Here is a 15,971-nt window from a genome sequence, read left to right on the forward strand (position 1 = left end):
GTAAGGGGCGACCACGTCGAAGCACTCGGTTTCGCGGGCGTCCACAGTGGTCGGTGTCTCCTGGTGGAACGCGCCGCTGGGGACGATGCCGGCGCCGCCGTACTGGTCCATCACCCGCAGCTGCACCAGCACGTCCTCGCCGCTGTGCTCGACCGGTACCCGGGGCCAGAAGTCGTACCCGCCGACGTCCACGAGCTTGGCCCGGTCGTACAGCACGCAGGCGCCCACCCAGGCGATCCGGTACGCCCGCCACTCATCCGGCGCCAGCCCGAGCCGCTGCTCGACGTGCATCAGATTGGCCGCCGTGTGCACGCTGGCCCGGCTCCACTCCGGCCCGCGTGGGGCGATCCGTTCCGGGTGCGGAGGCACCGTCCACTCCTGGTACGTCCGCTCCTGATCCGGACGGTGATCGTCCAGATAGGACAGTCCGTGCGGCGCGTTGCCGACCAGGCCGCAGCGCAGCGTCCGGATGGCGTCGAGCAGCCGGCGCACCGCGCCCGGCTCCAGCCACACGTCGTCGTCGAGAAACAGCACGTACCGCGCCGCCGAAGCGGCCAGCAGGTGTCCCCGGTTCTCCGCCACCCCGCGCCGGGGCAGGTGTGCGCTGAGCAGGACCGGGTGTCCGCGGTGACGCAACACCCGAACCATGCCTGCCACCGCGGCGTGCCGCCACGCGGGCTGCCCGTCCGACTGGTCGCTGACCGCGATCCCGAAGTCCGCGTCCGGCTCGGCGATGTCCTGGGCGGCCAGTCCGGCCAGGGTGGCGGCCAGTTCGGTGGCCCGGTTGCGGGTGGGTACCAGAACGTCGAGTTCGCGCTCGGCGTGGAAGGTCGCCGGGTCGCCGGGATCGAGCGAGCGGAACATGCCCTCGCGCTACCCGAATCGAGGCGGGTCAACCGGCATGATTCGCGCCGTCACGGGTAGCACAGGGCGCATGGACTCCCACCCGGACACCCGCAGCCAGGACATCATCGACCGGGTGGCCGCCGCGGGTGTCGGGCTGCCGCCCTGGCAGGCGGTTTGTGCGGTGCTAGAGACGCTGGGCGAGGTGCTGCCGTACGGGACCGCCGCGTACCTGGCCTCCAGCCTGCCGGATGAGATGGGCGCCGAGGTGGGCCGGCACTTCCCGGCTGACTCGGCGGTCAGCCAGATCGACCGCACCGAGTTCCTGGCGGCGGTGGCCCGCCGGTGCGACTGCGGGCTGGACGCGGCGGAGCGCGCGACCCGAGCGGTCACCGAGGCCATCGCGGCCACCGTGCCGTTCGCGGTGATGGTGAACGTCGAGCACGTCACGCCCGAGCCCCTGCTCGATCTGATCGGCGGATGAACGACCTAGCACCGGGCCGTTGCGTCACGCAAGGGCCGCCGTACGCGTGAAAGCCCGGCCGCGGCCCGTCAGGCACGGGCCGTGAGCCGGTTTCCGCCGCGACGGTCAGGCGCGCATGTCGCCGATCGCCTCGCTGACGTCGTTCGGTGAGTTGAAATCGTCCCGGGGCAGCGCCTTCAGCGTGTCCATCACCTTTTTGTCCGCGCCGTGCTTCTGGGCGCTTTTCATCAGTGTTTGCTTGTTCGTCGGGTAGTCGATGCCACCCAGGAACTTCTGGAGCTGGATCGGATTCACAGTCATGCTGTCTGGCTACCCGTCGACGTGCCGGTTACACCACTCGCCGATCCCCAGTCGAGGGCGGCCCTCCGTTACCGGGGACGCCGGTCACGCCGCGGTGTCGGCGGCCAGGTTCGCCCAGACGATCTTGCCGGATCCGCTGACCGAGGTGCCCCAACTCGAGGCGTACGCCTCGATGAGGTGCAGCCCCCGGCCGCCTTCGGAGTCTGGGCGGCGGTCGACCTTGCGGGGCAGCGCCGCCCGGTGCGTGTCGCGGACCCCGATGTGCAGGTACCGGCCCCGCCGGCTGAGCGTCAGATCCAGGTCGGTACCCGCGTGCCGCACCCCGTTGCTCACCAGCTCCGAGCCGATCAGCTCGGCCGTCGACTGGACGTGCCCCAGGTCCCAGCAGCGGCAGGTGTCGGCGATGAAGTGCCGGGCGGCGGCCGGCGCGTGCGGAGTCGGCCGCAGGCGCTGCTGCCGCTGTTCGCGGCCGACCGGCCCGGCGCCGACCGAGGCCAGCGCGTCGGCGCAGGTGTTGTAGACCATCAGGTACCGGCCCAGTGCGCTCGCGCCGAGCCGGCCGATCAGCGGCCCGCCTCCCGCGCAGATCATCAGCGCCACGTAGGCCGCCTGCGGGCTGTACTCCTGCACGGACGGGAACACGGTCAGCGCCGAGTGCTGGTCGGCCTGGGTCCGGTTCAGGTCCACGACGATCGCGGACGGGCACTCGGCGAAGCACTGCACGAGCGTGTTCCGCACGATCGGGGCGGTGGCCGGACTGAGTTCTCCGTCGATGTCCACGACCAGCGCGCCGGTCAGCGCGTCCGGTGTGACCGTCGCGGTGAGTGTGCTCATGATGCGGCCCCGTCCCGCTGTTCGCCGTCCTGCGGGGCAAGCCCGAGCCGGTCGGCCATTCCGGTGACCTGGATGACCCGTGCCACCCAGCCGCTCGCCGCCCGTACCCGCAGCGTGCAGCCCGTGCCGTTGGCCCGGGTCTGGCCGGTGAGCAGCGCCTTGATCCCGGTGGAGTCCAGGAAGGTGACTCGCCTGAGGTCTACCTCGCAAGTCTGGTACCGCCCGCCGCCCAGATGCTCATCGAAGACGGCGGTCAATTGCGGCGCGGTAGCCATGTCCACCTCACCCGCGACATTGACGATGAGCGCCGTGCCCTCGACGTCCGCGCTCACAGTGAACTTCGCCATCGTGCTTATCGGCCCGGCCCTCGTTGACCTGCGGGAGAGTTCCCTTGTCAGGATTCATTAAACACGTGTGCGGCAGATCGCGGGCGCGGTCCGCTCGCCGGCCCGAACCAACCTGGATACGGTGGGCGGAGCCAACGAGAGGATGGTGCGGCATGGCGATCGCGACAATCAATCCCGCGAACGGCGAGGTAGTCAAGACTTTCGATGCCATGTCTGAGGGGCAGATCGATCGGGCGCTGGCTCGCGCGGTGGACGGCTTCGCCGCGCTGCGCGTCACCTCGTACCGTCAGCGGGCGGAGTGGATCACCGCGGCCGCGTCCATCCTGGACGACGAGCGCGACGACATCGCCGCCATGATGACCACCGAGATGGGCAAGACGCTGGCGGCGGCGAAGGCCGAGGTGGCCAAGTGCGCGGTCGCCTGCCGGTTCTACGCCCAGCACGCCGAGGAGTTCCTCGCCGCCGAACCGGCGGACGCCGCGGCGGTCAAGGCCAGCCGGGCATACACGATCTACCAGCCGATCGGGCCGGTGCTCGCGGTGATGCCGTGGAACTTCCCGCTCTGGCAGGCCATGCGTTTCGCGGCGCCGGCTCTGATGGCGGGCAACGTCGGGCTGCTCAAGCACGCGTCCAACGTGCCGCAGACCGCGCTGTTCATGGCCGACCTGTTCGCCCGGGCCGGCTTTCCGGACGGCGCGTTCCAGACCCTGCTGATCGGCGCGAACCAGGTGGAACGGGTCCTCTCCGACCGCCGGGTACGGGCGGCGACCCTCACCGGCAGCGAGGCGGCCGGCCGGGCGGTGGCCTCGGTCGCCGGGCGCGAGCTCAAGAAGACGGTGCTGGAACTGGGCGGCAGCGACCCGTTCGTGGTCATGCCGTCGGCCGACATCGACCGGGCGGCCGAGGTGGCCACCACCGCCCGCTGCCAGAACAACGGCCAGTCCTGCATCGCGGCCAAGCGGTTCATCGTGCACACCGACGTGTACGACGAGTTCACCGAGGCGTTCGTGGCACGGATGGCGGCGCTGCGCGTGGGCGACCCGATGGACGCCGACACCGACGTCGGCCCGCTCGCTCTCGAGCAGGGCCGGGACGACATCGACACGCAGGTACGCGACGCGGTGGAGCACGGCGCCCGGGTGCTGTGCGGGGGCGCGCCGGCCGACCGGCCGGGCTGGTGGTACCCGCCGACGGTGGTGGCCGACCTGACCCCGGAGATGAAGATGTGGTCCGAGGAGGTGTTCGGGCCGGCCGCCGGCCTGTTCCGGGTGGGCTCCTACGAGGAGGCGGTGGCGCTGGCCAACGACAGCGAGTTCGGTCTCGGCTCGAACGCGTGGACCGGCGATCCGGCCGAGCAGGAGCGGTTCGTCACCGATCTCGACGCCGGCATGGTGTTCGTCAACGGCATGACCACCTCGTACCCGGAGCTGCCCTTCGGCGGGGTGAAGAACTCCGGGTACGGGCGGGAGCTGTCCGGGCACGGCATCCGGGAGTTCTGCAACGCCAAGACGGTCTGGGTCGGAAACGGCGGGGCGATCGCCGGAGCCGGCGCGCACAGCGAGTAGCGCAGCTTCCGGGGCGCAAAGCCGGCCGGGCACCTTGCGAGGGTGACCGGCCGGCTTCTTCGTTTCCGCGTTACTCCTGCGCCGACACGTCCTGGTACCGCAGGATCGCGCCGACCCCGTCGAGCAGCTGCTCCTCTTCGGTCGAGATGGCGAACACGTCGGCGTCGGTGGCGGCGGCCGCCCCGATCAGCGCCGCGTCCGCGGTCTCCTGCGCCGGCTTGGTGACACCGGCGTCGCGCAGCACCTGCGGATCGGTCGCCACGGCCCGGCAGTCGTCCGGGTCGACCCACAGCTGTGGCCGGTCGGCGCCCATGGACAGCAGCAGGAAGGCCGGTGCGCCGTGCCAGGCGGCCTCGGTGACCGCCGGCATGCCCTGGGTCGCGAACCCTTTGGACAGGTCCATCCGGTACCGGTCGAGCACCTCGCACCGGCGGTGCCCGGCGACCCGGGCCACCTCCTGCGCGGTGATGTCGTCCAGGTGCTGCTGCTGCGCTCCCAGCGCCTTGCTGCCGGTGTCGGACTCGACCACCCGCTCCGCGAGCCGGGCCGGGAGCCGGTCGATCAGCATCTGCCGGGCCTTCACGTCGCCGGCCACGATGATGATGTCGGCGCCGATCCCGTCCACGATCGTGGTCAGCCGCGGGATCACGTCCTGCTGGTTGCGGTCCCACGCGACGTTGGCGGCCCGCTCGTACCGGGCCTGCGCCCAGCCGCCCTGTTCGCTGATGTTGATCGGGTACTCCTGGGAGCCGGACACCTCCTTGTTGATCCGTAGGCGTCCGGTGTCCACGGCCGTCAGCTGGGCACCGGTACGGTCGACCACCACCCGTACCCACTGCACCTGCTCGTGCCCGGTGGACAGCAGCATGCCGGTCTGCGGGCGCGTCGACCAGGTCGCGAGCTCCACCGGCGGCGGCTGCGGCAGCGGCTCGGCTAGGGCGACCTGACCGCCCGCCGCGAATACCGCGAGCCCCACCCGGCCGGGCGCCACACCCTGGTCCGGGTTGACCGCGATGTCCATCGCCACCAGCGTCGCCTCGTCCGCGCCCTGGTCGGCCAGTTTCCCCCGCAGGCTCGCCCAACGCAGCCAGATCGCGTGGTCGGCGTCGGTCCGGTTGTGGGTGGCGTCCAGGTACACCGAGGCCCACGGGCCGGGCTGCTGATACAGCGGGCGGAGGAAGGACAGGTTCACGGCACCGTACGTTCGATCGCGGAGCGCCCCTCGCGGGCCAGCTCCTGGCGGGCATTCTCGACGTTTCTCGGAGTCGGGTCGTGCCCCTCGGCAACGGCCAGATCCTCCGGGTCCCACGGCTGCTCCGCTCCGGTGCGGACAGCGCCGGTGTCCGGGCTGGCCCCGGCGGTCCGAGCGGCGGTGACGCCGCGCGGCCCGGGTCCGCCCGCCGGCGCGGGCTCCTGGAACGCCGGGGATGAGGCTCGACCAGCCTGGCTCGCCGCTTCTGACGTCAGGGACGGCACCGGCCCCTCATCGCCGATCGCGAGCTCCACCTCCAGGGTCTCCTCGATCGGGCGCACGGCCGCCTGGCGGTGGCGGGCGCCTTCCCGGATCCGGTCCGGGTCGACCTCCCGTTCGGGGAACCGGCGCAGGTACTCGGCTTCCATCTCCGTGGTGCGTTCGTCGTGCCGGTCCAGCGCCTGGTCGGAGCCGTGCCGCAGGGTCTCGTTCCGGGTCCGGTGCAGCTCGGCCAGCTCGCGGAGCAGATCGTCGTCGGACAGGTCGGTGACCGACACCCCTTCGGCGTGTTCGGCGTTGACGTCGCCGAGCTGGGCCAGCGACTCGCTCACCTCGTCCTGCGCGTACTCGCCCTCGGGGAGGGCGGTCAGCGCCACGATCACCTCCGCCGGCAGGCTCGCCGCCACGGCCCGGCGGTAGATGTCGTCACGCGTCATCCGTTCCTGCCCGGAGTACACCTCGTCGAGCAGGTCATCCACGTCGCGCATGTCTCACTCCCCACATCGTCGCCTCCCGCGTGTCGCCGCCACACCCGGCGACGAGGTCACCGTGCCGGCCGGCCGCCGCTTCCCCGCGGTACCGGCCGGGCCGCCGGTGGATCGCCGTCCATGGCGCGGTTACTGGGCACGTCCCCGGCTGGACACCGCGTCCCGGATCCGGTCCATGAGCCCGGTGGCCGGGTCGACCAGCCGGTTGCCCGGCGGGCGGTCCGGCGCGGCCGGGTGCGGATGCGTGGGTCCGGCGCGTTGCGCCCGCTCGACCTTGCCGCCCAACTCGACGAGCAACTCTCTGGGTACCGCATCGCGCAGCCCCGGAAACACCTGGTCCTCCTCGACCTGGATGTGCGCCCGGACCAGCCCGATGAGCACCTCGGTACGGATCCAGAACTCCTCGTCGTCCGGGTCGAGGCGCTCCAGCGCCTTCATGTTCCGTTCGGCCTTGGCGTGCTCGGCGAGTTCCCGGTCGGCCACCTGCTCCAGGTCCGGTACGTTTTCGCGTACCGCCGGGTAGAGGTGCCGCTCCTCGGCGACCCAGTGTCGGGTCAGCTCGGTGATGGCCTGGTCGGCGATGACTCTGGCCTCGGCCCGCTCGCCGTCCGAGTCGGGTGCGTCCCGGGTGGCGGCCAGTTCGTCCAGCCGCACGAACAGCTCCTCGATCTCCCGGTGCTCCTGGCTGAGCATGTCGATGACGTCGCGCTGCGCCGTCTGGGTCATCGGGTACCTCCTGGTCGCCCTCGGCGTCCGGGGTGTTACCCGGTCCAGGCGCGGGTAACCGGAGCTGATCGCAGCGAAGGAGAGTGACATGGAACGGTGGCGGGACGAGAAGAAGGTGCCGTTGTCCGAGCTGGATCAGGCGATGGCGGTGTACTCGGCCGATGGGCAAGTGGACGACGCGAGCGGTGGCGAGGTCGGCGCGCAGCAGACCATCGAACAGGTCGACCGCGAGGTGCCGGCGGAGGGCGATCCGGACCCGGACACCGAACAGGGCCGGCGCGTCCGGCCGACGCCGGACGGCCACCCCGGCCCGGTCTGACCCTTGGCCCTTACGCCGGAGCGTGGGCGACTACGCCGGAGCCTCGGGCGACGGAGCCGGCGGGCTCAGACGCGACGGAGCCGGCAGGATCTCTCCTGCCGGCTCCGTCCTTCCCCGCGGTGCGTATGACGCATCCCCCCGAATGCCCCCCACCGGCGACCGCGGAGCCACAGCGGATCGGAGCGTCGGCCCCCTCGTGACCGCTCCATGCCCACGCCCTCCGTCATGGGTCCGCCGTCGGTTGCGCTGGCCGCTGGTTACCCACATCGGTCCGGAGTAACCGCCGGGCGGCGGAGTTTCTCCCGCCGGGCAGGCGGACTTCGTCGCTCTGTCGCTGGGCGGGCGGCTTCGTTGCCCTCCCGCCGGGCGGACGGCTTCGTTGCTCTCTCGCCGAGCAGGCGGACCTCGTTCACCAGCGGCCGGGTCCGCGGACCTCGCCGCCGACCGCCGGAGGGCGGGTGCCGGTTTGCCGCTTCCGGCCAGGGGGTAGCCGACGGCCATGGACCGAGGAAGCAGCAAACACGGGCCGCGTCTCGACGACCAGATGGCGAGCGAGACCCGCGGAGTGGTTCAGGGTCAACCAGCCAACAGCCGCGCCGAGGAGTGGCACGAACCCGAGCCGTCCGCCGAGGACCAGCCCAACAACTCGCTGATACCGGAGCTGACCGCCGGCCACGAGGGCGGGGCCCCGGACGGCATGACGCCGAACGAGCGGGAGGCGCGTTCCCGGCTGGGCCGGTACCTGACCCGGTCGGCGTTCCCGGCGGACCGGTCCACGCTGACCGCGGCAGCCCGGGCGGCACACGCGCCGGACGATGTCGTGGCGGCGCTGACCCGGCTCGCCCCGGATGAGCTCTACAACACGGTGTCGGAGGTGTGGGCGGCGCTGGGCGGTGCCCCCGACCGGGGTAGCCGGTTCTGACCCGTCAACCGGGCTGACCGTTCGGCTTACGCGGCGTGCGCGCCGGCGTTGCCGGACGCGTGCTTCGCCGCGTCGTACGCCAGTTGCAGGAAGTCCGACCCGGCGACCGCGGTCAGTCCGGTGGCCACCAGCCGGGTCAGGCGCGGCAGGAACACCAGGCCCGCGCAGAACCCGGTGGACACCCACACGCCCAGGCAGAACGGGCAGCTGATCAGTTCGGCGGCGGCGTGCCGGGAGCCGCTCGCCCGCGGTACCTCGTTCACCTCGCTGCTGCCGGCCGCCCCCTCGAACCGGGTCATCGCCGCGCGCAGCGGGCTCGTCACCGCCTCCTTCGCCAGCAGCCGGCTGAGCTTGTGCGTGGCCACCGAGATGAGGACGACATCGGCCGGGGCCGGACGGCTCGGCCCGCGCCTCCCGGTCGCCACGGCCACGCCGGTCAAGCCGGCCACCACGCTGGCGTACACGGTCAGTGTGTTCAAGTACCCGCGCAGCGGCTGACCCCCGCCGTAATCCTTGCCGATGATGTCCAACCGCCGCCGCAGGGATTCGAGCATGGGCGCTGGGTACCCTTGTCGGCTCCGGATACACGCGTCGGGTTTCGGCCCGTTCGACCCGGGTACGCCGCCGCCATGCCGGCGAGCCTGACCCCTCCGTTGCCGACCGCCCTCCAGGTCGAAATCACCTCCGCGTGCAACCTGCGCTGTGCGATGTGCCTCGTCCGGTACCGGCCGCCGGTCAACAAGCTGGCCGGCGCCATGCCGTTCGCGACTTTGCGCCGGCTGGTCGACGACGTACCCGGGTTGCGGAGGCTGACCCTTCAGGGGCTGGGTGAGCCGTTGCTCGCGCCGGATCTGTTGGAGATGGTCCGGTACGCGAAGTCACGCGGCGTACGGGTCGGATTCAACTCCAACGCCACCCTGCTGTCCCGGGAGCGTGCCGACGAACTCGTCGCGGCCGGGCTGGACTGGCTGCACGTGTCGCTGGACGGCGCCGACGCGCCGACGTTCGAGGGCATCCGGGAGGGTGCGCGGTTCGATCGGGTACTGGCCAACCTCGCCGGGCTGGTCGAGGCGAAGCGGGCGGCTGGCAGCGCCACGCCGTGGCTACGGGTGGTGTTCGTCGCGATGCGGCGCAATGTCAACCAACTGGCCGAGCTGGTCGCGCTGCTCGGCCGGATCGGAGTCGACGACCTGCGGGTACAGAACCTGTCGCACAGCTTCGGCGACACCGACCCGGCCGGCGCGTACCGGGAGATCCGCGAGTACGCCGCCGACCAGGCGCTGTGGACCGGAGCCGACCGCCGGGTGGCCGAGGCGGCGTACGCGGCGGCTGGCCGGGTCGCCCGGGAGCACGGGGTGGCGTTGCGCCTGCCCGAGCCGGCCGGCTCCACCCGCCCGGGGTGTGGCTGGCCCTGGGACTCCGCGTACGTGACCAGCCAGGGCGTGGTGCAGCCGTGCTGCATGGTGATGGGCGACGACCGGATGTCGCTGGGCCGGCTGGCCGAACGGAGCTTTCCTGAGATCTGGGCCGGGCCGGCCTACCAGGAGTTTCGCCGCCGGTTGCGTGACGGCGACCCGCCCGAGGTGTGTCGCGGGTGTGCGATGTACCACGGCGTCTTCTAGAAAAGCCACCCCGGACCGGCGTGTCGCGCGGGACTCTGCGCCCGGATGGGTACTCCAGTACGCTGCTGTCTGAAACCGCAAGCTGTCGCGGCCGATGTTAGCGGATAAGTCAGACCGACACCGACGAATGACTTGGATAGCGGTGGGTACCAAGTTCCAGTGACTCCGGTCGCCGGCGGGAAAGGTTGAGGTGGACCATGGGTGCTGCCACAGAGCACGGTGTGTGCGGCCGAGCATGCTGACCCCTGTGTCGACGCTGCTGTGCCGCGTGAAACGGCGATTGCCGGTCGCCGTTGTGGACCTGTACGGCACGTTTGACGACTCGTCGGCGGTCAGCGGCGTGATCTCGCTGCGTGAGCGGCTGGCCGACCAGCCGATGGCGCTGGTCCTCGACGTGAGCCACCTGTCGATCGCCGGCGACGCCGCGGTCACCGCGCTGCTCAACCTGGCCGACGACGCCGCCAACTGGCCCGGCGCCCGGATCGCCCTGTGCGGCGCCACGCCGCCGGTTCGCGCGCTGCTGTCCGCCGCGGCGCCCCGCAAGCCGCGGTATGCCGGCCAGCGCACCGCGGGAGAGCAGCGCACCGGAGGGGAACAGCGCACCGGCGACCGGACGAGCGTCGGCGGCCTCGACCTGTACGACCGGGTGGACGACGCGGTGCGGGTCGCGCTGCGGCTGCCGGTACCGCCCCGGCACTCGGTCCGGCTGCCACCCGACCGGCACGCTCCCGAACAGGCCCGGATCACGGTTGACCGGTCGTGCGCCGAATGGGGTGTTCCCCGGCTGAGTCAACTCGCTCAGGTCATCGTGTCCGAACTGGTCACCAATGCGGTCGTGCACGCGCGCACCCCGATGGAGCTGACCGTACGGCTGGTCGGAACGGTGCTGCATCTCGCGGTACGGGACGGGGATCCGCGCACGCTGGTGGATCCGGGCGGCGGCGTCGCCGCCGACGGCCACGGGTACGGGCGTGGTCTGCTCATCGTGGACTCGATGTCCGACGGGTGGGGCTGCGCCCCCACTGGCGAGGGCAAGGTGGTCTGGGCGCGACTCGCCGTACCCGCCTGACCCAGGTTTTTCCAAGCCGCTTGCGGGGCCATGGTCGGCGAGTAACGTACGGAAGTGGCACACCCATCAGGCAGGTGTGGCCGCGACCTCGATGAGAAGTCGCATCCCGGGTTCCCCGGGATGTCCGGTCGCTTCCGGCGCTCAGGTGGGCGCCGCCACCATTTGACCGACCGTCCCGTGCCATGCGCGGGCTAGTTCGCTCGGCCTTACCCGGCCGGCTTCGTGTCTTTCGGGTAAGTCGCAGCACAGAGGCAGGCCATGTCTTCTATCGCCATCGAGCAACCAGTTCAAACCCGTCCGGTCGGTCAAGCGACCGGTGGTGGGTCACCGGTTGACGAGTTCGCGGCCGAGGCATTCGCACGGATGGCGCCGCTGGACGTCGACGATCCGCACCGGTTGGCCCTGCGCGACGAGCTGATCTGCGCGTATCTGCCATTCGCCCGCCGGTTGGCCCGGCGTTTCTCCGGGCGCGGCGAGTCGTTGGACGACCTGACTCAGGTCGCCACGGTCGGCCTCATCAAATCGGTGGACCGCTTCGACATCAACCGGGGCATCCCGTTCGCGAACTTCGCCGGCCCGACCGTCGTCGGCGAACTCAAGCGCCACTTCCGCGACAAGGGGTGGAGTGTCCGGGTCAGTCGCCGGATGCAGGAGTTGCATCTCGAAATCAGCCGCGCGTTCACCGACCTGGCGCAGGAGCTGGGCCGGTCGGTGCTGGTCAGCGACGTCGCGACGCGGCTGCGGATAGACGAGGAAGAGGTGCTCGCGGGTCTGGAGTGCGGCAGCGCGTACGCCACCCGGTCGTTGAACAGCGCCGTGGGTACCGATGACGGGGGCATCGAGTTGGGTGAGCTTATCGGTGAGCCGGACGACCAGATCGAGTCGCTTGCCGACCGGCAGGCGCTGCATCAGCTGATCAAAGAGCTGCCCCAGCGGGAGCAGCGGATCCTGTCGCTGCGCTTCTTCGGCAACCTCACCCAGTCGGAAATCGCCGACCAGGTCGGCATCTCGCAGATGCACGTGTCCCGACTGCTCAGCCAGACCTTGGCGACACTGCGCGAACGGCTGCTGACCGATCCGGCCTGATCGACAGCACGTCGGCGACCGCCGCCAGCACCTCGGGCACGGTGACTTCCAGCAGCGCGGGGCCGTGCGCGGTGGGATGCCACAGGGCGCGGTGCTGCGCGCGGCCGGCCGGAGGTCCCCACCGGCTCGGTGGTACCGGGCCGAACATCACCACCGATGGCACGCCGTACCCGGTCGCCAGGTGTGCCGTGCCGGTGTCGCCGCAGACCACCAGCCGAGCGGTGGCCACCAGTGCGGCCATGGCGCCGAGGTCGGTGTGCCCGGCGAGAACCCGTTCCTCGGGCAGCCCCGCATCGCGACCGATGGACAGCGCGAGTTCCCGTTCGTCGGGGGAGCCGGTGATGACCACGTGCTGCCCGTCCGCGGACAACCGGCGGGCCACCTCCGCGAACCGGTGCGCCGGCCAGCGCCGCTGCGGCGACTTCGAGCCGGGATGCACGATGGTCACGTCGGTCTGCCCGGCCCGGGCCGCCGGTACCCGCAGGGCGAGGTCACCCGGGTGGGACTCGATCCCGTACCAGGCCAGCAGCCGGCACCAGCGCAGCACCTCGTGCTCGTCCTCTTTCCACTGTGGACCGTCGGGGAACTCCCGGATCTGGTACGCCAGCATCCGCTGCGGCTTGAGCGCGGCGAGTACCCGGTGCGACTGCGGCCCGTTGCCGTGCATGTTGACCGCGACGGCCGGCGGAGCCACGTCACGCGGCGGCGCAGCCAGCCCGGACAGCGGGATTACCCGATCCACCGCCCCGGTCAACTCGGCCATCGGCGCGAGCCAGGCCGGTGCGGCCAGGGCGAGCGGGGCGGTCGGGAACGCGGCACGCAGGCCGCGCAGCGCCGGTACCGCGGTGGCCAGGTCGCCGATACCCAACGCGCGCAGCACGACGACACTCATGTCCGCTCCTCGCTACGCTCGGACCGGCCATGAGGCACGAGAACGCTGAGCCCATGGTTCCCTCGCTGGCGCTCGCTCACGATGCGCTCACGGGTATGACGGTTCGACGTCTGGGGTGATCACCAGTTCCCGTACCGCGCATCCGGGCGGCTGGGACAGCGCGAACAGTACGGCCCGGGCCACGTTGGCGGGATCGTTGAGCACCGCGTCCTCACCCGGCCGGTACTGTTCGGTGCGCCCGTCGAAGAAGTTGGTCCGCATCCCACCCGGTACCAGCAGAGTCACGTCGACCCGGCCGGCCAGCTCGACGGCCAGCGCCCGGGTGAAGCCGACCACGCCGAACTTCGCCGCGCAGTAGGCGGTCGCGTCGGACAGCGCGCGCAGTCCGAGCGTCGAGGCCACGGTCACCACGTGCCCGTGGCTTTCCACCAGGTACGGCAAGCAAGCGCGGACCACCGCCGCGGGGGCCAGCAGGTCGACCTGGACCACCCGCTCCCAGTCCGGACCCGGCACGTCGGTCAGCCGTCCGGGCAGGTCGATGCCGGCGGCGGTGACGACCGCGTCCAGCCCGCCGGCGTGTTCGGCCAGTTCGGTGGCGGCCCGCTCGGCGGCCCTGGTGTCGGACAGGTCCACGGCGACCGCCGGAATGCCGTCCGACGGCTCGCGCATGTCCAGCACGTACGGCTTTCCGCCGGCCTCGCGCACCGCGTCGACCACGGCGGCGCCCAACCCGCCCGCCCCGCCGGTGACCAGTACCCGCTCGCCGGCCAGCGGCTGGGCACCCGGGGTACCGTTCGATTTCCTCATCGCTCTTCCCCTTCCCTGCGCGGCTCGGCCGGAGGGGGCGTCAGCCGGTCCTGCGCGCTGCGGATCAGCCCGCTGGTGGAGTGGTTCGCCAGGTACGGCACGACCACGCTCTGCCCGCCCCAACTGCGGATCAGCTCCGCCTCCGGGAGCACCGGCCGGTCGTCCGGGTCGTCCAGGAAGTAGTCGCCGCCCTTGACCCAGACGTCCGGGCGCAGCCGGGCCAGCAGCGGCTCCGGGGTCAGCTCGTCGAAGACGGCCACCACATCGACGCAACCCAGCGCGGCGACCAGCCGGGCCCGGTCGTCCTGCGACACCAGCGGGCGGTCCGGCCCCTTCAGCGAGCGGACGCTGTGGTCGGAGTTGAGGCACACGATCAGGCAGTCGCCCAGTGCCCGGGCCGCCTCCAGGGTGGCCACGTGCCCGGCGTGCAGCAGGTCGAAGCAGCCTCCGGTGGCCACCACGGTGCCTCCGGCTCCCCGGGTCGCGGCCGCCATGGCCAGCGCGGCCTCGACGCTGACCTCGGTCGCCGACCGCGGTACCGCGCCGGTGCTGCGCCGGGCGTACCCGCGGGCCGCCCCGGCCGCCACGAACGTGGCCGCGTCGGCGACCGCGCTCTGTACCGCCTCGGACAGCAGGCTTCCGTCCGCCAGCGCGGCGGCGGCCGCACCGGCGAACCGGTCGCCGGCTCCGCACGAGTCGGCGTCGGCGCGCACCGGGGCCGGCACCACCATCGGCGTCGCGCCGCCGTGTGCCAGCAGGGCGCCATCGGCGCCGAGGGTGACCGTCACGGCCCGGACCCGCCAGCGCTCCCGGGCCCGGTTCGCGGCCACCGCCAGAGTCGAGAACCGGTGGCCGAATCCGGTGCTTCCGGAGCCGTCCGGGCCGGTATCCGGTGCGTCCGGCGCCCGGTGCCGCCCACCGCCCGTACCGGCGTCGTGCGGGTTGCCGCCCGCCAGGTTGCCGCGCGCCGAGTTGCCGGCCGTCGCGAGCACCTCGGACTCGTTCGGGGTGACCAGCCGGACGCCGGGTACCGGGGCCGGGCCACGCGGGTGCGGGTCCCAGACGACCGGCCGCAGCACGGTACTGGCGGCGACCGCCGCGCGTACCGAGGCCAGCCCGGCCACTCCGCGCCCGTAGTCGCTGACCACGATCGCCCCGGCATCGGCGAACGCGACGTCGAGCCCGCCGTCCGGATCCAGCGGCTGGCCGGGGGAGCCGCGGTCCATCCGCATCAGTACCTGGGGACCGGCGCACAGCCGGATCTTCTCCGGGGTGCTTCCCCGGTACGGCAGCGCGACGACCTCGACACCGGCGGACTCCAGCAGTTCCCGCAGGCGGTCGCCGGCCGGGTCGGCACCGATCGCGGCGACCAGCCGGACCGGCCGGCCGTATTCGGCGAGAAGCGCGGCGGCCAGCGCGGCGCCGCCCGGCCGGTCGAACGCCTGACTCTCCTCGAAGACCGGGGCCGGTGCGTCCGGGCAGATCCGGTCGACCTGGCCGACCACGTCCCGGTCCAACAGCGCGTCGCCGACGACGACGATCGGTCTGGTCACCATGTCGCCGTACCGGTTCGGGAAGCTGCCCCGTTCACGAGGCGACCTCGGCAACCAGCGGCACCCCGAGCAACGAGTCCAGGTACCCGCAGAGCAGGTGGACCGCGACCAGGTGCAGCTCCTGCACGACCTGGGTGTCCCGGCTGGGGATCGCGAGCACCTGGGTGCAGCGGGTGGCCAGCGGGTTGGGCAGGGCGCCGGTCATCCCCCACACTTCCAGCCCGAGTTCCCGCCCGGCGTCCGCCGCGGCCAGCACGTTGCGGCTGCGCCCGCTCGTCGACAGCAGCACGACCACGTCCCCTTCGCGTGCGTGCGCATGCACCTGCCTGGCGAACACCTGCTCGTACCCGTAGTCGTTGGCGATCGCGGTGAGCGCGTTCGTCTCCGCGCAGAGCGCGATGCCGGACATCGGCGGCCGGTCCGCGTCCAGCTTGCCGACCAGCTCGCACACCAGGTGCTGTGCCTGCGCGGCGCTGCCACCGTTGCCGGCCGCCAGCAACCGGCCGCCGCGCGGCAGGGTCCAGGCCAGCTGCGCGGCCCAGTCCGCCAGCCGGGGCGCCTCCTGACGGAACTCGTCCAGCGCGTCGCGCAGCGCGTCGAGGTGCGTCAGAGGGCGCGGGCGGTACTCGCCTCCGCCCAAAAC

Annotated in this window: 18 protein-coding genes and 1 pseudogene; 7 read left to right on the forward strand and 12 right to left on the reverse strand. The window is 72.1% G+C overall.

The features are described from left to right. Nucleotides 1–864 (reverse strand): glycosyltransferase (locus tag Raf01_RS05110; RefSeq protein ID WP_203916554.1); only part of this gene is annotated, 864 nt, incomplete at its 3' end. Between the two features lie 70 nt (nucleotides 865–934). Here Raf01_RS05110 and Raf01_RS05115 point away from each other — a divergent pair. Beyond that, a complete protein-coding gene (locus tag Raf01_RS05115; protein ID WP_203916555.1) occupies nucleotides 935–1,327 on the forward strand; it encodes a DUF2267 domain-containing protein in 393 nt (130 codons plus the stop codon). A 105-nt stretch (nucleotides 1,328–1,432) separates the two neighbouring features. Here Raf01_RS05115 and Raf01_RS05120 read toward each other — a convergent pair whose 3' ends face one another. From Raf01_RS05120 to Raf01_RS05130, 3 genes are all read right to left on the reverse strand, one after another. Continuing rightward, nucleotides 1,433–1,627, reverse strand: coding sequence for a DUF2795 domain-containing protein (locus Raf01_RS05120; RefSeq protein WP_203916556.1), 195 nt, complete (start codon nucleotides 1,625–1,627; stop codon nucleotides 1,433–1,435). Nucleotides 1,628–1,711: 84 nt separating this feature from the next. Beyond that, the gene (locus Raf01_RS05125) at nucleotides 1,712–2,461 is read right to left on the reverse strand and encodes an ATP-binding protein (RefSeq protein ID WP_203916557.1); all 750 of its coding nucleotides are present in this window, start codon (nucleotides 2,459–2,461) and stop codon (nucleotides 1,712–1,714) included. Then, nucleotides 2,458–2,808 (reverse strand): STAS domain-containing protein, encoded by a 351-nt coding sequence (locus tag Raf01_RS05130; protein WP_203916558.1) that lies wholly within the window; start codon nucleotides 2,806–2,808, stop codon nucleotides 2,458–2,460. Before Raf01_RS05130 ends, Raf01_RS05125 begins: the two co-directional genes overlap by 4 nt. Nucleotides 2,809–2,960: 152 nt before the next feature. On the opposite strand from Raf01_RS05130, the gene Raf01_RS05135 reads away from it, so the two are divergent. Beyond that, nucleotides 2,961–4,373, forward strand: a complete 1,413-nt coding sequence (locus tag Raf01_RS05135; RefSeq protein ID WP_203916559.1) for an NADP-dependent succinic semialdehyde dehydrogenase — start codon at nucleotides 2,961–2,963, stop codon at nucleotides 4,371–4,373. Between the two features lie 70 nt (nucleotides 4,374–4,443). Here the strand turns inward: Raf01_RS05135 and Raf01_RS05140 are convergent, their stop codons facing one another. From Raf01_RS05140 to Raf01_RS05160, 3 genes and pseudogenes are all read right to left on the reverse strand, one after another. Continuing rightward, complete coding sequence (locus Raf01_RS05140) at nucleotides 4,444–5,565, reverse strand: baeRF2 domain-containing protein (protein ID WP_203916560.1); 1,122 nt, start codon at nucleotides 5,563–5,565, stop codon at nucleotides 4,444–4,446. Between the two features lie 365 nt (nucleotides 5,566–5,930). Beyond that, nucleotides 5,931–6,125 (reverse strand): annotated as a pseudogene (locus Raf01_RS05150) (DUF6158 family protein); the annotation flags it as partial. A gap of 336 nt (nucleotides 6,126–6,461) precedes the next feature. After that, on the reverse strand, nucleotides 6,462–7,058 hold the full coding sequence (locus Raf01_RS05160) for a hemerythrin domain-containing protein (protein WP_203916561.1): 597 nt from the start codon (nucleotides 7,056–7,058) through the stop codon (nucleotides 6,462–6,464). Nucleotides 7,059–7,146: 88 nt separating this feature from the next. Between Raf01_RS05160 and Raf01_RS05165 the strand changes: the two genes are divergently transcribed. Then, complete coding sequence (locus Raf01_RS05165; protein WP_203916562.1) at nucleotides 7,147–7,377, forward strand: hypothetical protein; 231 nt, start codon at nucleotides 7,147–7,149, stop codon at nucleotides 7,375–7,377. 499 nt (nucleotides 7,378–7,876) lie between these two features. Then, nucleotides 7,877–8,299, forward strand: coding sequence for a DUF2795 domain-containing protein (locus tag Raf01_RS05170; protein ID WP_203916563.1), 423 nt, complete (start codon nucleotides 7,877–7,879; stop codon nucleotides 8,297–8,299). Nucleotides 8,300–8,325: 26 nt separating this feature from the next. On the opposite strand, the gene Raf01_RS05175 is transcribed toward Raf01_RS05170, so the two are convergent. Beyond that, nucleotides 8,326–8,853 (reverse strand): DUF1360 domain-containing protein, encoded by a 528-nt coding sequence (locus tag Raf01_RS05175; RefSeq protein ID WP_203916564.1) that lies wholly within the window; start codon nucleotides 8,851–8,853, stop codon nucleotides 8,326–8,328. A gap of 75 nt (nucleotides 8,854–8,928) precedes the next feature. Between Raf01_RS05175 and Raf01_RS05180 the strand changes: the two genes are divergently transcribed. The 3 genes from Raf01_RS05180 to Raf01_RS05190 all read left to right on the forward strand — a co-directional run bounded on the left by Raf01_RS05180 (nucleotide 8,929) and on the right by Raf01_RS05190 (nucleotide 12,076). Further along, nucleotides 8,929–9,921: a radical SAM protein gene (locus Raf01_RS05180; RefSeq protein WP_203916565.1), complete on the forward strand. Its 993-nt coding sequence runs from the start codon at nucleotides 8,929–8,931 to the stop codon at nucleotides 9,919–9,921. Between the two features lie 268 nt (nucleotides 9,922–10,189). Continuing rightward, complete coding sequence (locus Raf01_RS05185; protein WP_203916566.1) at nucleotides 10,190–10,990, forward strand: ATP-binding protein; 801 nt, start codon at nucleotides 10,190–10,192, stop codon at nucleotides 10,988–10,990. Nucleotides 10,991–11,248: 258 nt separating this feature from the next. Continuing rightward, nucleotides 11,249–12,076, forward strand: a complete 828-nt coding sequence (locus Raf01_RS05190; protein ID WP_239133383.1) for a SigB/SigF/SigG family RNA polymerase sigma factor — start codon at nucleotides 11,249–11,251, stop codon at nucleotides 12,074–12,076. Here the strand turns inward: Raf01_RS05190 and Raf01_RS05195 are convergent. From Raf01_RS05195 to Raf01_RS05210, 4 genes are all read right to left on the reverse strand, one after another. Next, complete coding sequence (locus Raf01_RS05195; RefSeq protein ID WP_203916567.1) at nucleotides 12,024–12,968, reverse strand: glycosyltransferase family 9 protein; 945 nt, start codon at nucleotides 12,966–12,968, stop codon at nucleotides 12,024–12,026. The genes Raf01_RS05190 and Raf01_RS05195 overlap by 53 nt on opposite strands. A gap of 87 nt (nucleotides 12,969–13,055) precedes the next feature. Beyond that, on the reverse strand, nucleotides 13,056–13,775 hold the full coding sequence (locus tag Raf01_RS05200) for an SDR family oxidoreductase (protein WP_203916568.1): 720 nt from the start codon (nucleotides 13,773–13,775) through the stop codon (nucleotides 13,056–13,058). Further along, nucleotides 13,772–15,328: a PfkB family carbohydrate kinase gene (locus Raf01_RS05205; protein ID WP_239133384.1), complete on the reverse strand. Its 1,557-nt coding sequence runs from the start codon at nucleotides 15,326–15,328 to the stop codon at nucleotides 13,772–13,774. The genes Raf01_RS05200 and Raf01_RS05205 overlap by 4 nt, the downstream gene beginning before the upstream one ends. Before the next feature lie 34 nt (nucleotides 15,329–15,362). Further along, nucleotides 15,363–15,938, reverse strand: coding sequence for a D-sedoheptulose-7-phosphate isomerase (locus tag Raf01_RS05210; RefSeq protein WP_239133400.1), 576 nt, complete (start codon nucleotides 15,936–15,938; stop codon nucleotides 15,363–15,365). Between the last annotated feature and the right edge of the window lie 33 nt (nucleotides 15,939–15,971).

This window comes from Rugosimonospora africana (assembly GCF_016862975.1).
GTDB classification, from domain to species: domain Bacteria; phylum Actinomycetota; class Actinomycetes; order Mycobacteriales; family Micromonosporaceae; genus Rugosimonospora; species Rugosimonospora africana.